The organism is Streptomyces sp. NPDC050625 (assembly GCF_040654755.1).
In the GTDB taxonomy this organism is placed as follows: domain Bacteria; phylum Actinomycetota; class Actinomycetes; order Streptomycetales; family Streptomycetaceae; genus Streptomyces.
In genome coordinates this window covers 50,450-72,337 of sequence record NZ_JBFAIQ010000018.1, presented here as the reverse complement: position 1 = coordinate 72,337, position 21,888 = coordinate 50,450, and the positions used below count along the sequence as shown (strand labels likewise).

22 protein-coding genes and 1 tRNA gene are annotated in these 21,888 nt (G+C 70.7%); 14 read left to right on the top strand and 9 right to left on the bottom strand.

Annotated features, from left to right (window positions below; genetic code table 11):
- The first annotated feature begins 125 nt into the window (after positions 1 to 125).
- Positions 126 to 767 carry a LytR C-terminal domain-containing protein gene (locus tag AB0I54_RS31290; protein WP_363299569.1) on the top strand — a complete coding sequence of 214 codons (642 nt, stop codon included), beginning with the start codon at positions 126 to 128 and terminating at the stop codon, positions 765 to 767.
- 216 nt (positions 768 to 983) lie between these two features.
- Here the strand turns inward: AB0I54_RS31290 and upp are convergent, their stop codons facing one another.
- A complete protein-coding gene (upp, locus tag AB0I54_RS31285) occupies positions 984 to 1,619 on the bottom strand; it encodes a uracil phosphoribosyltransferase (protein WP_363299568.1) in 636 nt (211 codons plus the stop codon).
- Positions 1,620 to 1,714: 95 nt separating this feature from the next.
- On the opposite strand from upp, the gene AB0I54_RS31280 reads away from it, so the two are divergent.
- From AB0I54_RS31280 to AB0I54_RS31240, 9 genes are all read left to right on the top strand, one after another.
- Positions 1,715 to 1,927, top strand: coding sequence for a hypothetical protein (locus tag AB0I54_RS31280; protein ID WP_363299567.1), 213 nt, complete (start codon positions 1,715 to 1,717; stop codon positions 1,925 to 1,927).
- 313 nt (positions 1,928 to 2,240) lie between these two features.
- Positions 2,241 to 2,771 (top strand): hypothetical protein, encoded by a 531-nt coding sequence (locus tag AB0I54_RS31275; RefSeq protein ID WP_363299697.1) that lies wholly within the window; start codon positions 2,241 to 2,243, stop codon positions 2,769 to 2,771.
- 56 nt (positions 2,772 to 2,827) lie between these two features.
- Entirely contained in the window at positions 2,828 to 3,259 is a 432-nt protein-coding gene (tadA, locus tag AB0I54_RS31270) for a tRNA adenosine(34) deaminase TadA (protein ID WP_363299566.1), read from the top strand.
- Positions 3,260 to 3,326: 67 nt separating this feature from the next.
- Positions 3,327 to 3,411: transfer RNA gene (locus tag AB0I54_RS31265), tRNA-Ser, on the top strand.
- Positions 3,412 to 3,539: 128 nt separating this feature from the next.
- Entirely contained in the window at positions 3,540 to 3,719 is a 180-nt protein-coding gene (locus tag AB0I54_RS31260; protein ID WP_363299696.1) for a hypothetical protein, read from the top strand.
- Positions 3,720 to 3,756: 37 nt separating this feature from the next.
- Positions 3,757 to 4,050, top strand: a complete 294-nt coding sequence (locus AB0I54_RS31255; protein ID WP_363299565.1) for a Dabb family protein — start codon at positions 3,757 to 3,759, stop codon at positions 4,048 to 4,050.
- Positions 4,051 to 4,220: 170 nt separating this feature from the next.
- Entirely contained in the window at positions 4,221 to 5,165 is a 945-nt protein-coding gene (locus AB0I54_RS31250; RefSeq protein WP_363299564.1) for an RNA polymerase sigma factor SigF, read from the top strand.
- A 266-nt stretch (positions 5,166 to 5,431) separates the two neighbouring features.
- Positions 5,432 to 6,370 carry an RNA polymerase sigma factor SigF gene (locus tag AB0I54_RS31245; protein ID WP_363299563.1) on the top strand — a complete coding sequence of 313 codons (939 nt, stop codon included), beginning with the start codon at positions 5,432 to 5,434 and terminating at the stop codon, positions 6,368 to 6,370.
- Positions 6,371 to 6,430: 60 nt separating this feature from the next.
- A complete protein-coding gene (locus AB0I54_RS31240) occupies positions 6,431 to 7,171 on the top strand; it encodes a hypothetical protein (RefSeq protein ID WP_363299562.1) in 741 nt (246 codons plus the stop codon).
- Positions 7,172 to 7,174: 3 nt separating this feature from the next.
- On the opposite strand, the gene AB0I54_RS31235 is transcribed toward AB0I54_RS31240, so the two are convergent.
- Positions 7,175 to 7,372 carry a hypothetical protein gene (locus tag AB0I54_RS31235; protein WP_363299561.1) on the bottom strand — a complete coding sequence of 66 codons (198 nt, stop codon included), beginning with the start codon at positions 7,370 to 7,372 and terminating at the stop codon, positions 7,175 to 7,177.
- A 206-nt stretch (positions 7,373 to 7,578) separates the two neighbouring features.
- On the opposite strand from AB0I54_RS31235, the gene AB0I54_RS31230 reads away from it, so the two are divergent.
- The 4 genes from AB0I54_RS31230 (at position 7,579) to AB0I54_RS31215 (ending at position 12,092) form a co-directional block, all read left to right on the top strand.
- A complete protein-coding gene (locus AB0I54_RS31230; protein ID WP_363299560.1) occupies positions 7,579 to 8,073 on the top strand; it encodes a MarR family transcriptional regulator in 495 nt (164 codons plus the stop codon).
- A gap of 21 nt (positions 8,074 to 8,094) precedes the next feature.
- Positions 8,095 to 10,650 carry a DHA2 family efflux MFS transporter permease subunit gene (locus tag AB0I54_RS31225; protein ID WP_363299559.1) on the top strand — a complete coding sequence of 852 codons (2,556 nt, stop codon included), beginning with the start codon at positions 8,095 to 8,097 and terminating at the stop codon, positions 10,648 to 10,650.
- 100 nt (positions 10,651 to 10,750) lie between these two features.
- Complete coding sequence (locus AB0I54_RS31220) at positions 10,751 to 11,572, top strand: YceI family protein (protein ID WP_363299558.1); 822 nt, start codon at positions 10,751 to 10,753, stop codon at positions 11,570 to 11,572.
- Positions 11,573 to 11,621: 49 nt separating this feature from the next.
- Positions 11,622 to 12,092 (top strand): PPOX class F420-dependent oxidoreductase, encoded by a 471-nt coding sequence (locus AB0I54_RS31215; RefSeq protein WP_363299557.1) that lies wholly within the window; start codon positions 11,622 to 11,624, stop codon positions 12,090 to 12,092.
- Positions 12,093 to 12,885: 793 nt separating this feature from the next.
- Here AB0I54_RS31215 and AB0I54_RS31210 read toward each other — a convergent pair.
- From AB0I54_RS31210 to AB0I54_RS31180, 7 genes are all read right to left on the bottom strand, one after another.
- Entirely contained in the window at positions 12,886 to 13,644 is a 759-nt protein-coding gene (locus AB0I54_RS31210; RefSeq protein WP_363299555.1) for a TetR/AcrR family transcriptional regulator, read from the bottom strand.
- A gap of 186 nt (positions 13,645 to 13,830) precedes the next feature.
- Entirely contained in the window at positions 13,831 to 16,080 is a 2,250-nt protein-coding gene (locus AB0I54_RS31205; RefSeq protein WP_363299554.1) for a glycosyltransferase family 39 protein, read from the bottom strand.
- Positions 16,077 to 17,549: a bifunctional glycosyltransferase family 2/GtrA family protein gene (locus AB0I54_RS31200; protein ID WP_363299553.1), complete on the bottom strand. Its 1,473-nt coding sequence runs from the start codon at positions 17,547 to 17,549 to the stop codon at positions 16,077 to 16,079. The genes AB0I54_RS31205 and AB0I54_RS31200 overlap by 4 nt, the downstream gene beginning before the upstream one ends.
- Before the next feature lie 14 nt (positions 17,550 to 17,563).
- Positions 17,564 to 19,222, bottom strand: coding sequence for a HAMP domain-containing sensor histidine kinase (locus AB0I54_RS31195; protein WP_363299552.1), 1,659 nt, complete (start codon positions 19,220 to 19,222; stop codon positions 17,564 to 17,566).
- Positions 19,219 to 19,959: a response regulator transcription factor gene (locus AB0I54_RS31190; RefSeq protein ID WP_363299551.1), complete on the bottom strand. Its 741-nt coding sequence runs from the start codon at positions 19,957 to 19,959 to the stop codon at positions 19,219 to 19,221. The genes AB0I54_RS31195 and AB0I54_RS31190 overlap by 4 nt, the downstream gene beginning before the upstream one ends.
- A gap of 116 nt (positions 19,960 to 20,075) precedes the next feature.
- Positions 20,076 to 20,960, bottom strand: a complete 885-nt coding sequence (locus tag AB0I54_RS31185; RefSeq protein ID WP_363299550.1) for a DUF2797 domain-containing protein — start codon at positions 20,958 to 20,960, stop codon at positions 20,076 to 20,078.
- A gap of 580 nt (positions 20,961 to 21,540) precedes the next feature.
- On the bottom strand, positions 21,541 to 21,762 hold the full coding sequence (locus AB0I54_RS31180; RefSeq protein ID WP_363299549.1) for a hypothetical protein: 222 nt from the start codon (positions 21,760 to 21,762) through the stop codon (positions 21,541 to 21,543).
- Positions 21,763 to 21,888: the final 126 nt, after the last annotated feature.

The window sequence follows — 21,888 nt, the reverse complement described above, 5'->3', positions numbered from 1 at the left end:
GACGGTCCCCTCAGGACACCCGTACGGACACGCCCCGGTAACAGGTTGGCCCTTTCGGGTTCTCCGGTACGGCGTCGAATGATCATCTAGTAGGAATCGTCGCCGGTCCGCACTACGCTGCGCCCATGAGCATGCTGACTCCCCCCGGCATGGGTGGCCAGTACCGGATCACGGGGGACAAGTACCCGCGGATGCGCCCTCCCCGGCGGCGCGGCAGGCTTGTCTTCGGGCTGGTGTCCTCCGTCGCTGTGCTCGGCCTGGTCGGCTGGGGAACCCTGCAGCTCATCGACGTGTTCACGGGCGGCGGCAAGAAGGCCGCGGCGGCCGGTTCCAAGGCGGACTGCGCGACCAAGGCGAGCCCCTCGGCCACGCCCGCGGTCGCCCTGCCCGAGCCGGGCGGGATCACCGTCAACGTCTACAACGCGACGAAGCGCTCCGGGCTCGCCAAGGCGACCGCCGACGAGCTCAAGAAGCGCGGCTTCCGCATCGGCGAGGTGGGCAACGCCTCGAAGGAGCTCGACGGAAAGATCAAGGGCACCGGGCTGCTGATCGGCCCCGCGTCCGCCGTGAACAGCTCACTGCCCGTGCTCGCCACCCAGCTCGCCTCGGGGGAGCGACGCACGGACGCCGGCCGCAAGGGCACGGACCTCGACCTGGTCATCGGCACGGACTTCAAGAGCCTCACGAAGCAGACGGACGCCGACAAGGCCCTGACCAAACTGACCACGCCCCGCACGACGTCCGCCGCATCGAAGAAGAACTGCTAGAGAAACCACCGAAAGGCCACCGCCCGAAACCGCCACCGAGCGGGCCGCACGGTCAGCTCGACCGCCCCGGGCCTCGGCCTTGTCATCGGCACGGGCTTCAGGGGGCCCCGCGCGACAGGCAGACGCCCGACCCCCAGGAGACCCCCGGAAGGTCGCCGCAAGCGCAGCCGAGCCGGGTCGTGCGGCCTGGTCAGCAGCGTCGTACAAGCGGTCTGTCTACTCGGCCGACCCGTACAGCCGGTCGCCCGCGTCTCCCAGGCCGGGGACGATGTAGCCGTGGTCGTTGAGGTGGTCGTCGACGGCCGCCGTCACGACCGTGACCGGCGTGCCCGCGAGTTCGCGCTCCATGAGTTCGACGCCCTCGGGGGCGGCGAGCAGCACGACCGCGGTCACGTCGTCGGCGCCACGCTTGATCAGCTCCTGGATCGCCACGACCAGCGTGCCGCCGGTGGCCAGCATGGGGTCCAGGACGTACACCTGGCGGCCGGAGAGGTCCTCGGGCATGCGCGAGGCGTACGTGGAGGCCTGCAGCGTCTCCTCGTTGCGGATCATGCCCAGGAAGCCCACCTCGGCGGTCGGCAGCAGCCGGACCATGCCGTCCAGCATGCCGAGCCCGGCGCGCAGGATCGGCACCACCAGCGGGCGCGGGTAGGAGAGCTTGACGCCGGTGGTGGGGGAGACCGGGGTGCGGATGTCGACGGCCTCGGTACGTACGTCCCGCGTGGCCTCGTAGGCGAGCAGGGTGACCAGTTCGTCGGCGAGCCGCCGGAAGGTCGCGGAGTCGGTGCGCTGGTCGCGCAGGGTGGTGAGCTTGTGGGCGACCAGGGGGTGGTCGACGACATGGAGACGCATGCCCATAACAGTAACCGCGCCGCACCACACCTGGCTCTGGCATCAAACCGCCCGACCGGGGGAAAGTGGGAGGGACCGACTGGGGTGGTGAGCCGATGCCTGACCTGCCTGACCGCGACTCCGAGGCCTCCGGCGAGACCGGTGCGGGTGTGTCACCGCCGGAGACGGACGCCGAACGCCGACGGCGCCGGGCGCGGTTCCTGCACGAGCTCGCCGAAGCCCGGCAGCTCCGTGACCGCGTCCAGCCACGCCGCGCCAAGGCCGCCCGGCTCCGGCACGCGATGCGCATGCGGACGTTCCGCTGGTAGGAATCCGGTAGGGAAGATCGGGTGTTGGTGAGACGTTCCCGGTAAGGCCGTGCGTGAGCGACACCCAAAGCCGCGTACGATCCGCAGGTGGCGGCAACAAGCGCGCCGGTGACACCTGCACGGACGCACGGGTTGGTCCTTTTGCGTCGTGCGATCAAAACTGCCGGACACAGGGAGCCGAAGACGTCCCCTGAACGCCTTGTTTCTGCCACGATTCCGAGTGGGTGGGGCTCGGAGCACAGCTCTCCCCGCCCAAGAACCTCCGCCGGGGGGACCCCCAACCGGCACGCCTATGACCAGTGGGAGAGTCACGGTGTACTTCGCCGCACTGCTCGCGCGCACCGAAGACGGGTGGGAAGCGAGCGACACAGAGCTCGACGATGTGGAAACCCTGTCGGATCTGGCCGACCTGGCCCGGGAAGCCAATCCCGATGAGGACACGGTGCTCGTCCTGATCGAGCAGGAGGACGCCTGGTTCGGTGTCGTCCGCGTGGACGGCGAGGACGACCCTCGCATCTACGTCTCGGACGCCGCCGCCGCTGCCCGCAGCGCGTACGGCGAGCTGCTGCTCACGGACGAACTGCTGGGCCGCGAGCCCGGCTCCGACGGCCCCGACCTGGACGCCCTGGACCTCGACGGCACCGAGGACGGTGAGTCCGAGGACGGGGACGACGAGGACGGCACCTCCGCCGACGCGGTGCCGCACAGCCCGGTGGGCGACAGCGAGATCCTCGACGACCTGGGCGTGAGCGAGAAGGAGCTGCGCGCCCTGGACGCGGAGGACGCGCTGGGAGCGATCGCCGAGGCCCTGGGCGCCTCGGAGGTGCTGGAGACCGTCCGCTGACCGCCCCGGAGCCGGGCGGGGTCCCGGACCCGGTACGCGACCGCTGGCGGGCCGCGATGCGGCTCGCCCTGGACGAGGCCGCGCAGGCCGTCCGGGGCGGGGACGTCCCCGTCGGCGCCGTCGTGCTGTCCCCGGACGGTACGACGGTGCTCGCGACCGGCCACAACGAGCGCGAGGCCACCGGTGACCCCACGGCCCACGCGGAGATCCTCGCGATCCGGCGGGCCGCCGCACGGCTGGGAGAGTGGCGGCTGACCGGGTGCACCCTCGTGGTCACCCTGGAGCCCTGCACGATGTGCGCGGGAGCGCTGGTCCAGTCCCGGGTGGACCGCGTCGTCTACGGCGCCCGCGACGAGAAGGCGGGCGCGGCCGGCTCCCTGTGGGACGTCGTACGGGACCGCCGGCTCAACCACCGTCCCGAGGTGATCGAGGGCGTCCTCGCGGCGGACTCGGCCCGGCTGCTCACGGAGTTCTTCCGGGATCGGTGAAGCCCGCCCCCGAGGAGCCGGGAAACGGATTTCGGACCATGGCCCACGGTGCTGTAAGGTCTCCCTCGGTAGCGTGTCCGAGCGGCCGAAGGAGCTCGCCTCGAAAGCGAGTGTGGCGCAAGTCACCGAGGGTTCAAATCCCTCCGCTACCGCTGAAGATGGGCCCCGTCGGAAGACGGGGCCCATCGTGCATTCGGCAGAAAAACAAAGAACGTTACACTCGCCGCCGGCAACAAGGGGCCCGATGGCCCCGGGCGCAGCAGAGACAGGGGAGGCCGCGGTGGCGGTGAACGGCAAGAAGATCGCCGTGTACGTGCTCGTGGTCTTCGTGCTCTACGTGATCATCACGGACCCGGCCAAGGCCGCGGACTACGTCCAGATAGGCTTCGAGGGCATTTCGGACGCTGCCAAGGCCATCGGCGACTTCTTCACATGGATCGCCGACGGAGCGAAGAGCTGAAGAGCTGCATGAGCTGAAAGAGCTGAGGGAAGAGCGCATGATCCGGCACCTGGTGCTGTTCAAGCTCAACGAGGGCGTCGAGCGCGACGACCCGAGGGCCGTGGCGGGCGTCGAGGCCTTCCGGGCGCTCGGCGGGCAGATCGAGGAGCTGCGCTTCTGGGAGTGCGCCTGGAACATCAGCGACCGGCCCATCGCGTACGACTTCGCGATCAACTCGGCGGTCGAGGACCGGGACGCCCTCAAGCGCTACCTGGAGCACCCGGCCCACCAGGCGGGCGTCGCGCTGTGGCGGGAGTTCGCCACGTGGGTGATCGCCGACTACGAATTCTGAGCCGTACACCCCAGTGGCCCTCCGCCGGAACGGCGGGGGGCCTTTATGCGTCTTAAGTCCCAACTTGCCCTCAACACGGCGTTATGCGGTGCTTGCACACAGTGCACATGTCTTGTGATGCTATGACCGCTTTTGACGGATGATTGACCGATGAAGAGGTGGCGTTGACCGTGTCGGCCAGTACTGCGCCGCCCCAGGAAGAGGCGCCCTTCCCCGCCCCCGCCCCCGCATCCACGCCCGCCTCCACGTCCGCCTCCACGCCCACGTCCCCTTCCAGCACATCCACCACGTCCACCACGTCCACCTCGGCCACCACACCCGCCCCCGCGCCCGCACCCGCCCCCGAGAAGCGTCGCGGCGCCGACACCCGCGCCCTCACCCAGGTGCTCTTCGCGCAGCTCAAGGACCTCCAGCCGGGCACGCCGGAGCACAACCGGGTGCGGGGGGCGCTCATCGAGGCCAATCTGCCGCTCGTGCGCTATGCGGCCGCCCGGTTCCGCTCCCGCAACGAGCCCATGGAGGACGTGGTCCAGGTCGGCACGATCGGCCTCATCAACGCCATCGACCGCTTCGACCCGGACCGGGGCGTGCAGTTCCCGACCTTCGCCATGCCGACGGTGGTGGGCGAGATCAAGCGGTACTTCCGGGACAACGTCCGCACGGTCCACGTACCGCGTCGGCTGCACGAGCTGTGGGTCCAGGTCAACAGCGCGACGGAAGACCTGACGACCGCCTTCGGACGCTCCCCCACGACCGCCGAGATCGCCGAGCGGCTGCGCATCAGCGAGGACGAGGTGCTGTCCTGCATCGAGGCCGGACGCTCGTACCACGCGACGTCCCTGGAGGCCGCCCAGGAGGGCGACGGGCTGCCGGGCCTGCTGGACCGCATCGGCTACGAGGACCCGGCCCTGGACGGCGTGGAGCACCGCGATCTGGTCCGCCACCTCCTGGTCCAACTCCCCGAACGCGAGCAGAGAATCCTTCTCCTGCGCTACTACAGCAATCTCACCCAGTCCCAGATCAGCGCGGAACTCGGCGTGTCGCAGATGCACGTCTCACGGCTACTCGCGCGTAGCTTCCAGCGGCTGCGGTCGGCGAACCGGATCGACGCGTAACCGCAAACACGATCGAGCCATCACCGGCGTGAGCGATTCGCTCACCAGGGCCGATCCCGACAGTTGTGCGTCGAAAAACCGTCAGACCCCCTTTTTCCAGGGCTGATTCGTAACTCACATGTCGACATGTCACTACAGCGTGTTGCCGACATGTGACATTCTGCGGGAAGCGCGTTTGCCGTGGCTCCGGCTCCGGTATTCAGGTGAAGGCTGCGTTCCTCGAAAGGATCGCCGCCGCGACCGTCCCGCGACCCAAAGGGGGTGGCATGTCCGCAGACCAGGGCAGCTCGAAGGTGCTCATGCCCACGAACAGCGAGGCAGCGCCCAAGGAGCTCGACGCTATCGACGTGCTCGACGACGTCACGGCCCTCCAGGCCCCTGAGGCCCAGGAGCTCCCGGCCGCCTCAGATGTCGCAGACGCCCAGGCCCTGCCGGCCTCGGCGGACATCGACACCCGCACCCTGTCCCGCTCCCTGTTCCTGCGGCTCGCCGCACTCGACGAACACAGCCCCGAGCGTGTCTACGTCCGGGACACGCTGATCGAGCTCAACCTCCCGCTCGTGCGCTACGCGGCGGCCCGCTTCCGCAGCCGCAACGAGCCGATGGAGGACATCGTCCAGGTCGGCACCATCGGCCTCATCAAGGCGATCGACCGCTTCGACTGCGAACGCGGCGTGGAGTTCCCGACGTTCGCGATGCCGACGGTCGTGGGCGAGATCAAGCGCTTCTTCCGCGACACGTCCTGGTCGGTCCGCGTCCCGCGCCGGCTCCAGGAGCTGCGGCTGGCCCTCACCAAGGCCAGCGACGAGCTCTCCCAGAAGCTGGACCGCTCCCCCACGGTCGCCGAACTGGCCGCCGTACTGGGCGTGTCCGAGGAGGACGTGGTCGACGGCCTGGCGGTCGGCAACGCCTACACGGCCTCCTCACTGGACTCCCCGGCCCCCGAGGACGACGGTGGCGAGGGCTCGCTCGCGGACCGCCTCGGCTACGAGGACACCGCCCTGGAGGGCGTGGAGTACCGCGAGTCGCTGAAGCCGCTGCTGGCCAAACTCCCGCCCCGCGAACGGCGGATCATCATGCTCCGCTTCTTCGCCAACATGACCCAGTCCCAGATCGGCGAGGAGGTCGGCATCTCCCAGATGCACGTCTCGCGTCTTCTGACCCGCACCCTGGCCCAGCTGCGCGAGGGCCTCATCTCGGACTGATCCGCACGGAAGCCCCGCACGGAGCTTCCTATTTGACGGAGTGTCAGCCACCATGGCGCGATGCTCCGGACGACATGGGCCCCATGGACGAGTGGCCGCCGAGGCGCCGTTACGGCAGCGTCGGCGGCCGTCGTCTGTCTGGGCGGACTGCTCGCGTCCTGCGCGGGCGGCAGCGGCGCCGGCGGCTACACGGCGGTGGGCCCGGCAGGCACGTCACCCCGGACGGCGGTGAGTCCTACCGGAAGGGTGACACTGACGCCGCTCGACGGAGTGACGGACGGCGGACACAACGCGCCGTCCACGCCCGGGACTTCCGAAGCAGCCCCGTCAGCGGTCCAGTCCCCGGCACCCGCCCTCGGCGACGGCTCCGAGGGTGACATCCCCGGCTCCCCGGGCACAGCCGGGACGCAACCCGGCCGCGGGACGGGTCGGCAGACATCGCCTCCCCCGTCGACGCCCGCTCCGGCTCCTGGCCCGACCAAGGCACCCCCGTCCCCGGCGGCCCTCACCTGGGACCCGCCGTCCCGCGAGGCCACGGACCGGCGCTGGTGCGAGAAGGTGACGGTCACCTTTCACAACTCGGGCGGAACCGCGGTCCGTTCGGGCGAGGTGACCTTCGGCACCCACATCATCGGCGCCCTTGGCATCGACTGGGCCACGATCGAGTCGACTCAGGACCTTCCGGCCCCGATCGAGGCGGCCGCACAGAAGGAGCACACGTGGACGGTGTGCGTCGACGCCTGGCGCGTACCGCTGGGGATGCACATCGAGACGCGGGACGTGGCCGTCGCCTGGAAGTAACCGCTACTTCAGCGCCAGCCAGGCAACCGCCGCCACGACCGCCACCGCGACGATGACGCCGATGATCAGTCCGATGCGCGGGCCCGCCGGGGCGGAAGCCTGCTGCCTGCCCCCCTGAGGGGACTCGTCGACGAACGCGCGGAACATCTGAGTGCTGCCTGCGGGGTCGTAGTTGCCCTGGGGGCCCTGGGTGTTAGCCATGGCCCGAGACACTAGCGAATCCGGGGATGCGGCCCAAGTGGGGGGCCACCCGCATATACGGACCATCCGTACCCACCCCCACCAGCGCATTTACGTCCACAATACTTGCCTTTGCCAAGTTTTTGTCTCCGGCACCCCCAATTTGTTTGCCTGCAGCAACCAAACATCCCTTACAGTTGCCTCAAGCAACGAATCTTGGAGGTGTGATGGCGGAGCAGGCGCAGTTCGAGGAGCTGGCGCGTCAGCTCAGCGCCGTCGGAGCGGTCAAACGGGACCTGGGACGGATCCTTCCGCACGACTGCCCGGCCGGATCCGCAGCCGTGCTGACGCTGCTCGGCGGTCACGGGGACATGCGCATCAGCAGGCTCGCCGAGCTGCTGGCCGTGGACATGTCCGTGACCAGCCGGCATGTCGCGCATGTCGCCGAGCGGGGCTGGATCGAGCGGTCCCCCGACCCCGCCGACAAGCGCTCACGCATCCTGCGCCTCACCCCCGCGGGCAGGGCCACCCTCGTCGAACTGTCCCGGCGCACTGCCGAACTGCTGGCAGAGCGCCTGAGCGACTGGACCGACGAGGAGGTCGCCCAGCTGATCCGGCTGATGACCCGGCTGCGGGCGAGCTTCGGCGACTGCCGGTCCGCCCACCCCCGCCCGACCGCCCTCGCACCCGTACTCGACACGACCACCCGTACACCCGCGTAACCGCGTAAGAGAAGGAAACCCATGGCAACGACCACACCGGCCGGTGTGCGGGCCCACGCCAAGCACGGGGGAGGCCACGGCCACGGCCCAGGCCACGCCCCCATGTCGCACCGGCAGATCATGGAGGCGCTCTCCGGGCTGCTGCTCGGCATGTTCGCCGCGATCCTGTCGTCCACGATCGTCTCCAACGCCCTGCCCGAGATCATCAAGGACCTCGGCGGCGGCCAGAGCGCCTACACCTGGGTCGTCACGGCCGCGCTGCTGGCGATGACCGCCTCCACCCCGCTCTGGGGCAAGCTCGCCGACCTGGTCAGCAAGAAGGCGCTCGTCCAGATAGCCCTGGTCATCTATATCGCGGGCTCGGTCGTCGCCGGTCTCGCGCAGAACCCGGGCATGCTCATCGGAGCCCGTGTCATCCAGGGTCTGGGCGCCGGCGGTCTGACCGCGCTGGCCCAGATCATCATGGCCGCGATGATCTCGCCGCGGGAGCGGGGCCGCTACAGCGGTTACCTGGGTGCCACGTTCGCCGTCGCCACCGTCGGCGGCCCGCTCGTCGGCGGCGTCATCACCGACACCGACTGGCTCGGCTGGCGCTGGTGCCTCTACGTCGGAGTGCCCTTCGCGCTGATCGCGCTGGTCGTACTGCAGAAGACGCTGCACCTGCCCGAGCACAAGCGTGAGGTCAAGGTCGACTGGGCCGGTGCCTTCTTCATCACCGCCGCCGTCAGCCTGCTGCTGATCTGGGTCACGTTCGCCGACGACAAGTACGACTGGCTGTCCTGGCAGACCTACACGATGGTCGGCGCCGCGCTCGTCCTGGCGCTGATCTTCCTCGTCATCGAGACGAAGGCCAGCGAGCCGATCATCCCGCTGCGCCTGTTCCGGAACCGCACGATCACGCTGGCCTCGCTCGCCTCCCTGTTCGTCGGCATCGCGATGTTCGCCGGCACCGTCTTCTTCAGCCAGTACTTCCAGCTGGCGCGCGACAAGTCCCCGACGATGTCGGGCGTCATGACGATCCCGATGATCGCCGGTCTGTTCGTCTCCTCCACCGTCTCCGGCCAGATCATCACCAAGACCGGCAAGTGGAAGGCGTGGCTGGTCACGGGCGGTGTGCTGCTGACGGCCGGCCTGGGCCTGCTGGGCAGCATGCGCTACGACACCGACTACTGGAAGATCGCGATCTACATGGCGGTCATAGGCCTCGGCGTCGGCATGATGATGCAGAACCTGGTCCTGTCCACCCAGAACCAGGTCGCCCCGCACGAACTCGGCGCCGCCAGCTCGGTCGTCACCTTCTTCCGGTCCCTCGGCGGTGCGATGGGCGTCTCGGCGCTCGGCTCCGTGATGGCCACCCGCATCACCCACTACGCCAAGGACACGATCGGCGAGCTGAAGCCCAAGGAGCAGCTGGCGGCCGCCAAGGCCACCGGCACCGGTCAGCTGCCGGACATGGACCTGCTGCCCCCGCACATCCGCACCTGGCTGGAGAGCGCGTACGGGCACGGCATCGCCGACATCTTCCTGTACGTCACGCCGGTCGCCCTCCTCGCGTTCCTGGTCACCCTGTTCATCAAGGAGGTCCCGCTGCGGACCGCGGGCGCCCTGGCCCAGGCCGCCGAGGCCAAGGCCGAGGCCGAGACCCCGGCCGCCGTCGCCGTCGCCGCCGAGGCCCCCGTCGAGGAGGCTCCCGCCGAGGCGAAGGTGCCCAGCTGGGCCGCCCCGGTCGTGGACCCGGAGGCCGACGCCGAGGCGGCCGGCACCCGGCAGCTCACCGCCGTCGCCACCGTGCCCGTCCCCCGGCAGCCCGAGCACGGCGGTGTCCCGGTCCACGGCTTCGTCCGCGGGGCCGAGAGCACCCCGGTCGCGCAGGCCGCGGTCACCCTGATCTCCCTCGCCGGCCGCCAGCTGGGCCGCGCGGTCGCCCAGGCCGACGGTTCCTACGGGGTGGAAGCGCCGGGCGCGGGCTCGTACGTCCTGATCGCCTCCGCGGACGGCTACCAGCCGCAGGCGTCCACGATCGTCGTGGGTGACGACCCGGTGGCGTACGACATCCTGCTCAGCGGCACCAGCGGCCTGAGCGGCACCGTCCGGGCCGCCGGGAGCGCGCTGCCGGTCAAGGACGCGATGGTGATCGTCACCGATGTGCGCGGGGACCTGCTGGCCACCGGGATCACCGGTGAGCAGGGCGAGTTCGGCTTCACCGAGCTGGTGCCGGGTGCGGTGACCGTCGCGGTGAACGCGGCCGGGTTCCGGCCCCGCGCGCTGCCGGTCGAGATCGGCGGCACCGGTGTCACCCGGATCGCGGTCGACCTGGACGCCGGCGCCCAGCTGCAGGGCGTCGTTCGGGCCCCGCACGGCCCGCTGGCCGACGCCCGGGTGACCCTCGTGGACGCGGCGGGCAACGTGGTCGGCTCGGCCACGACCGGGACGGACGGGGCGTATGCCTTCGCCGACCTGAACAGCGGCGAGTACACCGTCATCGCGACGGGCTACCCGCCGGTGGCCACGGCCCTCACGGTGAACGGCACCGGAGTCGACGGCCACGACATCGAACTCGCCCACCCCGGCGAGTAGTTCGGCCCCGGCCCGGGCCGGGCGCGCTCCGAGCGGAGGCGCGTCCGGCACGGGCCGGTCGCGTAATGACCAATTTCTTATGTTTTGGGGAGAAAACGGGATGGCACTGACCGCGAGGATCCGTACCCGGGACGGATGGGCCGTGTCGCACGCGGTCGTCACGCTGGCCGACGGGGCGGGCAGGCAGGTGCTGCGAGCCGAGGCCGACCCGGAGGGGGCCGTACGCGACACGACCGAGCTGGCCCCGGGGGCGTACACGGTGATCGTCACAGCCGTCGGGTACGCGCCCGCCGCCGCCGGCGCGATCGTCACCGCGAGCGGGCGGGCCGAGGTGGGCACGGTGACACTGGCCCGGCAGGGCGGCACCGAGCTGCCCCCGCCCGGCCCGTGGACCGTCGACCCGGCCCACTCCAGCGTGGGCGCCGTCGCCCAGCACCTCGGGATCTCCAGCGTGCGCGGCCGGTTCACGGAGTTCGCGGCCACGGTCGAGATCGCGCCCGACGACCTCACGGAGTCCCGGGTCCGGGCCGTCATCCGGGCGGCCTCCATCGACACCGGCAACGACACGCGCGACACGCATCTGCGCTCCGCGGACTTCCTGGACGTCGAGCGCCACCCCGAGATCACCTACCGCTCGACGGGCCTCACCGCGGCCGGCGCCGACCGCTGGACGGTCCACGGCGAACTGTCGATGCGCGGTGTCGTACGACCCGTCGACCTGGACCTCGCCTACCTCGGCACCGGCTCCGACCCCTGGGGCGGCACGCGTGCGGCCTTCCGGGCGACCACGGAGCTGCACCGCGAGGACTTCGCGATGAACTACAACCAGGTCGTACAGGCCGGCATCGCCGCGATCGGTACGACGCTGAAGGTGGAGCTGGACATCCAGGCGGTGCAGGGCGGGTCGCTGCCACAGGCGTAGGCACGGCAGGGTCAGCCGGATCCGGGTCCGCTGCCTCTAGGCTGCCCCCATGGCACCGAACATCGCGACCAACACGTCCGTCTCCCTGGACGAGTTGCTGGACTTCGTACGGCCCCGTCACCGCGCCATCCTGCTGACCAGGCGGGCCGACGGCGGACCCCAGGGCTCGCCGCTGACCTGCGGGGTCGACGACTCCGGGCGGATCGTGGTCTCCACCTACCCGGAGCGCGCCAAGACCCGCAACGCCAAGCGGGACCCACGGGTCAGTCTGATCGTACTGAGCGACGACTGGAACGGCCCGTGGGTCCAGATCGACGGAACGGCAGAGGTCATCGACTCCCCCGACTCCGTGGAACCGCTCGTGGAGTACTACCGCAACATCGCCGGCGAACACCCGGACTGGGCCGAGTACCGCGAGGCGATGCTCAAGCAGGGCAAGTCGATCATCCGCGTAACTCCGAACCGCTGGGGCCCGGTGGCCACGGGCGGCTTCCCGGCGAGACTGGTGACCGGGGACTGACCCCGAGACGCGGAAGGTCGGCTGCCCGGGTCGCCCTGGAGCGGTGGGACCGGTGGCCACGGGCGGCCTCCCGGCCCGGCTCGTGTCCGAGGACTGACCACCAAGGCGCGGCAAGTCCGCTGCCCGGGACACCCCGGAACGCCGGGGCCCGGTGGCCAGCGGCGGCTCCCCGCACGGCTCGTGTCCGAGGACTGACCACCAAGGCGCGGCAAGTTCGCTGCCCGGGACACCCCCGAGCGGTGGGGCCCCGTGACCACCGACAGCTTCCCGGCCCGGCTCGTGGCCCACGACTGACCACAAGGCGCGGCAAGTCCGCTGCCCGGGACACCCCGGAACGCCGGGGCCCGGTGGCCAGCGGCGGCTCCCCGCACGGCTCGTGGCCCACGACTGACCACAAGGCGCGGCAAGTCCGCTGCCCGGGACACCCCCGAGCGGTGGGGCCCCGTGACCACCGGCAGCTTGCCGGCCCGGCTCGTGTCCGAGGACTGACCACCAAGGGCCCGGCAAGTGGATTGCCCGGGTCACCCCGGAGCGCTCGGGGCCCGGTGGCCACCGGCAGCTCCCCGTACGGCTGGTGGTCGAAGGCTGACCACTACGGCCCACCACCACTCGGCGGGTGGAGTCCGGCGCGGCGCTCCGGAGCCTGCGGAGCAGTGCGAGGAGCGGAGGCGAAAGAGTCCGCGAGGCGATGGCCGAGCAGGGCAAGTCGATCACCGGGTCACCCGCTTTGGTGGGGGCAGGGGCCACCGGCGCCTCCGGCACGGCTCGTGGGCGAGGGCCGGGGGCGTCCCGGTCAGCCGCGGGTGACCATCGCCTCGATTCCTGACACCAGTAGGTCCAGGGCGAAAGTGAAGTCGCGGTCCAGCATCTCCTCGACCGTGTCGCCGCCGCGGGCCGCCATGATGTCCTTGGACTCCTTGATCACGCCGGCGGTCTGCGGGGCCTCGGACACCGCGCTCATGGCGGTGCGGAAGTACTCGTCGGGGGTCAGGCCCGCGGCCTCGACCCGCGCGGCGAAGTGGCCCTCGACCGTGCCGAAGCCGTAGACGAACTGGAAGACGGCGGAGATGGCGCCCGTGACGCCGTGCGCGGGCAGCCCGGTCCGGCGGACGACCTGCTGCACCGCCTGGGAGAACGCGAGCGAGTTCGGGCCGATGTTGAGATACCGCCCGGCGAGCGGCGACAGCCAGGGGTGCCGGACGAGAAGCGCACGGTATTCCGTGGCCAGCGTGCGCAGCTGGTCGCGCCAGTCCTCGTCCCCGGCCTCCGGATCGGGCAGCCGCAGCTCGCCGTAGGCCGCGTCCAGGGCGAGTTCCAGCAGGTCGTCCTTGGTGTCGACGTACCAGTACACGGACATCGCGGTGACGTGCAGCCCGGCCGCGAGCCTCCGCATCGAGAACTTGGCCAGACCCTCGGCGTCCAGCAGCCGCACGGTCACCTCGGTGATCCGCTCACGATCGAGACCGGAGGGCTGCCCCGCGCGCCCGCCCCGGCGGGCCTTGGCCTCCAACCAGACGCTCGACCGCACCGACCGCTCGGCTGCCTTGACCATCGGCGCACCTTCCTCATGAACTCCGGCCATTCATCGAAATGCTAGAACCGCAACACCCCCATAAGGGGCGCGGGACCGCGCCGATATATTGCTCCGCCATGCGGACCCGAGCGGAACCCGAAGGGCGGGCGGCCGCAGCCACCCGCCCTTCTCCTGCCGGCCCTACCCGGCCCTGCCCGGCGAGCGTCAGCTGCCGGCCTTCTGCGTGAAGTCGTAGAACGTGGCCGAACCGACCGTCACCTTCTTGAAGTTGCTCTGCACCCACGAGGTGATCTGGGAGGACGTACCGCTGGAGCTGCCGCCCATGCCGCCGCCCATGCCACCGCCGGAGATGAAGTAGTGGATCTTGCCGTCCGCCACGTACTTCTTGAACTGGGCCAGCGTCGGGGACGGGTCGGTGCCGTTGAAGCCGCCGATCGCCATCACCGGCTCGCCGGTGGCCAGCTGGTAGCTCGCGGCGTTCTGGGAGCCGATGGACGCGGCGACCCAGGTGTACTTCCCGGCGTCCGTCTCCAGCAGCTTCTTGGCCTCGGAGGAGACGCTCGCGCCGTTGAGCAGGCCGCCGACGCCACCGCCGCCGCCCATGCCGCCGCCTTCACCCGGCTGACCGCCACCGGGGAAGCCCTGGCCCTGCTGGCCTTGCTGACCTTGCTGGCCCTGCTGGCCCTGCTGACCTTGCTGGTTCTGCCCGGGCATTCCGCCACCGGGGAAGCCGTTCCCGTTCTGCCGACCCTGCTGGCCCTGCCCCGGCATGCCGCCGCCGAAGCCGCCGTTCCCACCGCCCGTCCCGCCGCCGGGACCGCCACGGCCGCCGCCCATCGTGCTCGCGCCGGCCGGGCCGGCCGTGACGATGGAGCCGCTGTGGCCCTCCTGCAGCGTGCTGAGGGTGTACGCCGTAGGACCGGCCAGCGCGGCGACGAGACCGAGCGCGGCCGCACCGAGCGCCACCGGACGCGACACGCGGCCCGCGAAGACGAGGCCCAGGGCGGCGGTCAGGCCGCCGATCAGGACCAGCCACTTCAGCCAGGGCAGATAGTCGGAGGTGCGGTTGAGCAGGACGTAGCCCCAGGCCGCGGCCGCGACGACCGACGCGGCGAGGGTGATCGACGCCCACAGCTCGGCGCGCTTGTCCCACAGCAGCCCGGCGCCCATGCCGATGACGGCCGCCAGGTAGGGGGCGAGGGCCACCGTGTAGTACTGGTGGAAGATGCCGGCCATGTAGCTGAAGACGACCATGGTCATCAGCAGCGAACCGCCCCAGACCAGGAACGCACCGCGGGTGACGGAGGTCCGCCGCAGCCTGCGCGTCGCCACCAGGCCCGCGACCAGCAGGATCAGCGCGGCCGGCAGCAGCCAGGAGATCTGGCCGCCGATCTCGGAGTTGAACATCCGGTCCCAGCCGGTCTCGCCCCACATGCTCGTGCCGTTGCCGCCACCGCCGCCGCCGCCCACGCTGCCGGTCTCGTCGCCGTTGAGACGGCCGAGGCCGTTGTAGCCGAAGGTCAGCTCCAGGAAGGAGTTGTTCTGCGAGCCGCCGATGTAGGGGCGGGAGGACGCCGGCCACAGTTCGACGATCGCGACCCACCAGCCGCCGGAGACGACCAGCGCGAGCGTGGCCAGGGCCAGCTGTCCGAAGCGCTTCTTCAGCGGCACCGGCGCGCACACCGCGTACACGACGGCCAGCGGCGGCAGGATCAGGAAGGCCTGAAGGGTCTTGGCGAGGAAGGCGAAGCCGATCGCGACACCCGCCCAGACCAGCCACTTCGTACGGCCGTCCGCAAGGGCGCGGATCACCATGTAGCAGGCGACGGCCATCAGCAGCGCCAGCATCGCGTCCGGGTTGTTGAACCGGAACATCAGCGCCGCGACGGGGGTGAGTGCGAGCACGGCGCCCGCGATCAGGCCGGACGCGGGGCTGAACCGGCGTCGTACGGCCGCGTACACCACGGCGACCGTGAGGACGCCCATGATGACCTCGGGGACCAGGATCGCCCACGAGTTGAGGCCGAAGATCCGCACCGACAGGGCCATCGGCCACAGCGAGGCCGGGGGCTTGTCGACGGTGATGGCGTTGCCCGCGTCCAGCGAGCCGAAGAAGAGTGCCTTCCAGGACTTGCTGCCCGCCTGGACGGCCGCCGAGTAGAAGGAGTTGGCGTAGCCGGAGGCGCTCAGGTTGTAGAGGTAGAGCAGGAAGGTGGCGGCCAGCAGGCCGAGGAAGGCCGGGCGCACCCAGCGCGGGTCCTCGGGCCGGCCGCGCCACAGTCTCCGTACGAAGGGCTGCTGGGGCTCGCCCGACCCGGGCGCGGGAGCCGTGGGCGGCGGGTCCGTGGGCGTCACCGGGTCCGTGGCCGGGGTCCGCGGGAGAGCTGCGGCCTGCGGCGGGCCCCAGGAGGCGGGACCCCCCGGGTGGGTCGTCCGGTCGTAGTGCGTGGTCATCGGGCATCCCCCGGGTCGGTGTCGTGAGGGCGCACCGGCTGCAAGCGCATGGTGGCGTCCCTCCAGTTGCCGTCCGCGGCTTCACCGGCGCGGAACTGGGTGGTCTGGTACGTCTCGTACGGCGGGCGCTGCGGGAGCGGTGTGCCGCCCGGCCGGTACGGCACCGTCGTCGCGTAGGTCGGCGAGGACGGGTTGTGCGCGGCCACGACCGTCGACACCTCGGGGGTGTCGCCGCGGTCCGGGAAGACCCACGCGCGGAAGAGCAGGAAGCGCAGCACCGTCGCCGCGAGGTTGGCGGCGATCAGCACCGCCAGTTCGGTGGCGTGCGCGGGACTGCCGGTGGCCGCGTTCAGGGCGGCCAGCGAGCCGCTGGTGAGGGCGAGGCCGATGCCGAAGACGACCAGGCCCTGCGCCTGGTGCCGGACGGCTCCGCCGCGCCCGCGCACCCCGAAGGTCAGGCGCCGGTTGGCCGCGGTGTTCGCGACGGCCGAGACCAGCAGCGCGAGCGCGTTGGCGACCTGCGAGCCGGAGAACTGCCGGAAACCGCTGTAGAGCAGGAGGTAGAAGAGCGTCGAGAGACCGCCGACGACACAGAATCCGACTAGCTGGCGGGCCAGCCCCTTGGGCACGTCCTTGATCTCGCGGTCGCGCGGGTCGTCGCCGAACGGGCGGGTGATCCGGTCCAGCGGCAGCGACCCCGTGGCCAGGGCCCTGCCCACCCGCCACACTCCCCTGAGGTCGTCGGTCGCCGTCTTCACGATGTGCACGGTCGAGTCCGGGTCGTCGACCCAGTCGACGGGCACCTCGTGGATACGGAGCCCGGCCCGTTCGGCGAGGACCAGCATCTCGGTGTCGAAGAACCAGCCGGTGTCCTCGACGAGCGGCAGCAGCACCTGGGCGACATCGCGCCGGATCGCCTTGAAGCCGCACTGCGCGTCCGAGAAGCGGGCCTGCAGCGAGCCGCGCAGGATCAGGTTGTACGAGCGGCTGATGAACTCCCGCTTGGCGCCGCGCACCACGCGCGAGCTGCGGGCCAGCCGGGAACCGATCGCCAGGTCCGAGTGACCCGAGATCAGCGGCGCCACCAGCGGCAGCAGGGCGTTGAGGTCGGTGGACAGATCGACGTCCATGTAGGCGAGGACCGGGGCGTCCGAGGCGGACCAGACGGTCCGCAGCGCACGCCCGCGGCCCTTCTGCTCCAGCCGGTACGACCTCACCTCGGCGATCTCCGCCGCCAGCCGCGCCGCCACCCGCGGGGTGGTGTCCGTGGACGCGTTGTCCGCGACGGTGATGCGGAACGCGTACGGGAAGGTGCGCCTGAGGTGCTCGTGCAGTCTGAGCACGCAGGGCCGGAGGTCCTTCTCCTCGTTGTAGACGGGGATCACTATGTCCAGGACAGGCGTACCGGCGTCGCCGGCCGGGAGGTGCTCCCGCGCCGGCAGGGTGCCGGGAGAAGAGTCGGTTCGCATGGGAACGACTCTGGTCAGGTGCCCTGTTGCACCCATGTGGTGGCGCTGTGCTGTGCCTGTGAGTGCGACTGCCAGTTCGTTTCCGGGTCGGGCTGTGGCGGCACGGGGCCGAGCGCGGGCAGATGCACCGTGAACACGGTCCGCCCCGGGACGCTGTCGACGGTGACGGCACCGCCGTGCGCGGCCGCGACGGCCTGCACGATGGCGAGCCCCAGACCGGTCGACCCGGTGGACCGGGACCGCGCGGAGTCGCCCCTGGCAAACCGCTCGAAGACGTGCGGCAGCAGCTTGGGCGGGATGCCCTGGCCGTTGTCCTCCACGTCGACGCACATCCACGGCCCGCGCCGCTGGACGCGTGCGGTGACCGTCGTACCGGGTGGGGTGTGCTTGCGGGCGTTGCCCAGCAGATTGACCAGCACTTGCTGGATGCGTGCCGCGTCCGCGGACACCAGCGCCGGTTCGTCGGGCAGGTCGAGCCGCCAGTTGTGGTCCATGCCGGCCGCGCGCGAGTCGCTGATGGTGTCCACCACCAGCGGAACGAGGTCGGTGTGCTCGAACTGGAGCGGCCGCCCGGCGTCCAGGCGCGCGAGCAGCAGCAGGTCCTCGACGAGCAGGGTCATCCGGCCCGCCTCGGACTCGATACGGCCCAGGGCGTGCCGGGTGTCGGGCCCGACCTGCTCGCGTCCGCGCCGGGTGAGCTCGGCGTACCCGCGGATGGAGGCGAGGGGGGTTCTGAGTTCATGGCTCGCGTCGGCGACGAACTGCCGTACCCGCATCTCGCTCTGCTGGCGGGCGTGCAGGGCGCCGTGCACATGGTCGAGCATCCGGTTGAGCGCGGCACCGACCTGCCCGACCTCGGTGTGCGGATCGGTCTCGGACTCCGGCACCCGCTCGCTGAGGTTCACCTCGCCGGTGTGCAGGGGGAGTTCGGAGACCCGGGTGGCGGTGGTGGCGACGCGGCGCAGGGGACGGGTGGCCAGGCCGACGAGGACGTAACCGGCGATGACGGCGGCGCCCAGGCCTGCGGCGGTGACGCTGACCTCGACGAGGATCAGGGTGTTGATGGTGTTGTTGACCTCGGTGGTCGGCAGCGCGACGTAGTACGAGTCGCTGCCGTCCTGGCTCGTGACGTACTGGACGCGGTACTCACCGAGGCCCGGGACGTCCACGGAGTGCGCCTTGCGGTCCCTCGCGACGGAGGCGACGGCCGCCTTCTGCGCGGCGTCGAGGTTGTCGGCGCGCATGTTCTTGAAGACGCCGTAGCTGTTGTTCTGCTGCTCTGAGACGGCAGCACTGACGATCTTGCCGTCTTCCACGTACGCGGCGATGGTCTTGGCCTGCGTCGGGGGCTGCTTGACGAACTTCGCGGCCTTGGCGCTCGCCGGCGTCTCGTCGTTCTCACCGGGACGGCCGTCCGGGACGGTGCCCTGGCCGCCCGGCGGCTGCTTGCCGTCCATGTCCATGCGGCCGCCGACCGCGCGCATGGCGACGTCGTGCACCTTGTCGTCCAGCTGACCGTAGAGGTGGTCGTGCAGAGCGAGCGTGGTGACGGTGCCGATCACCGCGCACACCACCGCGATCAGCACCACCGACGCGACGACGAGCCGCGTCCGCAGGCTCCGCGGCTGTCCCGCTCGTCTCTTCTGCGCACGCGGCCGCCGGCGCCCGCTCATACCGCTGCGGGCTTGATCAGATAGCCGGCCCCTCGCCGGGTGTGGATCATCGGCTCCCGGCCGGCGTCGATCTTCCTGCGCAGATACGAGATGTAGAGCTCGACCACATTGGCCTGGCCGCCGAAGTCATACGACCACACACGGTCGAGGATCTGCGCCTTGCTGAGCACGCGCCGCGGGTTGCGCATGAGAAAGCGCAGGAGTTCGAACTCGGTGGCGGTGAGGTGGATGTTCTCCCCGGCCCGCGACACCTCGTGGCTGTCCTCGTCCAGGGTGAGGTCACCGACGACGAGCACGGATTCGGACCGCCGGTCTGCGGCACCGGAGCGGCGGATGAGCCCGCGCAGCCGGGCGACGACCTCCTCCAGGCTGAACGGCTTGGTGACGTAGTCGTCGCCGCCGGCGGTGAGCCCGGCGATACGGTCCTCCACCGCGTCCTTCGCGGTGAGGAAGAGGACGGGTACGTCGGGCAGCTCGCGCCGCAGGCGCCCCAGCACCGCGAGGCCGTCCATGTCGGGCAGCATCATGTCGAGGACGACGGCGTCGGGCCGGAACTCCCGCGCGGTCTGGACGGCGCCGTGGCCGTCACCGGCGCTCCTGATCTGCCAGCCCTCGTAACGGAGGGCCATGGAAAGGAGTTCGGTGATCGACAGCTCGTCGTCCACCACAAGCACTCGGACGGGGCTCCCGTCCGGCCTCAGCAGTTCGGTGCGCCCCTGGGGCGAGGTCGTGGTCATGGGGACACCTTGTCGGGGTCCTCTGAGAACACGCTTTCACCAATCTGTGTTTTCCCTGAGAAACACACAGGCGTTTCTCAGGCAACGCCTGGGAAACGCTTGCCGGTGCGCCGCCTTCAGAACAACCCGTCCTGGACTCCCGCCGCCTCTTCCTTGAACTCCCTGAGGGGAACGGTGAATCCGTCGCCCGCGCCCGCGCCGGGGCACAGCTCCCAGCCGGTCAGCAGCCGTGTGTCGAGGACGACGACCCCGCGCGCCCCGGCCGCGATGTGCAGGTCGGGCCCGGCGGCCGCGACCAGTTCACCGCTCACGGTGCCGCCCGGGACCAGTTCGACGACCTCGCCGAAGGCAGTGGGCAACCCTTGGAGCCCGAACACGCCCACGTGGTCGACGGGTTGGCACGGCTCGCGGGAGAGCGACTCCGGCCAGCCGTCGAGTGCGACGGCACGCTCGTACAACTCCTCGATCTCAGCCGTCCGTTCGGCTGCGGTCGCGGGCAGCGCGGACCGTACGGCTCGCTTCTCGGCGTAGGGGATCCGGTCGGGCACGCCGAGCGCGGCGCGCAGCAGTTCCTCCGTCCGGCGCGCGGCCATGAGCGGCCCGGCGCCGAGCCAGCTGAAACACACGGCTCCCTGTTCGAGCAGGCGTGCGGACCCCCGCTCGACGGCGGTGATCCCGACCTTGACCATGCCGGGGCCGAACCAGGCCAGATACACGTGGTACGGCCGTGGATCGTCCGCGATGGTGTCGGCGGCCACGGAGTGCGCCCGGTCCAGCCGCGCGCACTGCTCACACCGCGCGCCGGTGCTCCGCCCCGACACCACCGCCCGCACGGGACAGGGGTGCCCCCGGGCACCCACACACGTCCGCACGCCCCCGTCCGCGACCCCGAAGGCGACCCGCTTCCCCCGAGGCAGCGCACTGTGCCGCCCCCCGTCCCACACCAGCACGGGGCCGTCCCCCGACCACCGCAGTCCCGAGCATTTCCACACCTGTGCCATCACTGTTGAGGGTAGGCCTGGGCACTGACAACGGGGTCGGGCGGTGGGCTGAGGGCGCCTAGACTCCCTCACCACGAGAGGAATTCACCACTAAATCTCTCACAAACTAAGGGAATAAGGAAACACCCACTGCGAGAACCTGCTCACCTTTAGTGACCTGGCGGCCGCGCCCATGTCACCAGCGGCGCGGTCACCGGCATCCTCAACCACGTCGAACGCGCCGCACTGCTGACCGTCCACGGACGGCAGCACATCAGGATCCGGTCACGGATCAGGCGCACCTGGATCGGTCCGCCGCGGCCGGGTCCGGGGCCCGTGCCGCGGGAGCTAAGCCGCCTTGGGTTGCGCGGCAGGCGTGCCCGGGGCGGGCTCTTGCTCCTCCTCCAGCGGGAGGGTCATGTCTTCCCCGAAGTCCGGGGCCTGGAAGGGGTTTGTCGCCGGAGGCGGCGATGCCGCGGTGGCGCAGCGGGGTTGCCCTTCCAGGGCGGAGAACAGCGACGTCGGATCGATGAGAGGTCTCGCTTTCGTTACAGGCCCCCGAAGGGGCCTGGCGTGCCGCGACCGAGCACAGCGCCCGGTCCTACAGCTTGGTCATCTTGGCGTACGGGCTCAAGATCCGCATTTGCGACGAGCCGAAATCCACGAGCGCCGCGATTCCGTCCTCGATGCCGATCACCCGGCCGAGGCCGTACATGTCGTGTGTGACCTGGTCGCCCACGGCGAAGTGCTTGGGAGCCGGGGTGACCGGGGCCTTGAAGGGGCTGGTGGGCAAGTGACGCTTCGGTGCAGCAGGCTTTGTCATTGCCCCCAGTATGCGCCTACGAACCGCACCGGTGGCCGACTCCCGGGGCAGGAGTGGTTGATCGTTCGACTTCGCTCCGGCAAGCCATCGGCCCTCCGACCGGTCGGCAGACGGGCGAGGTCGGGC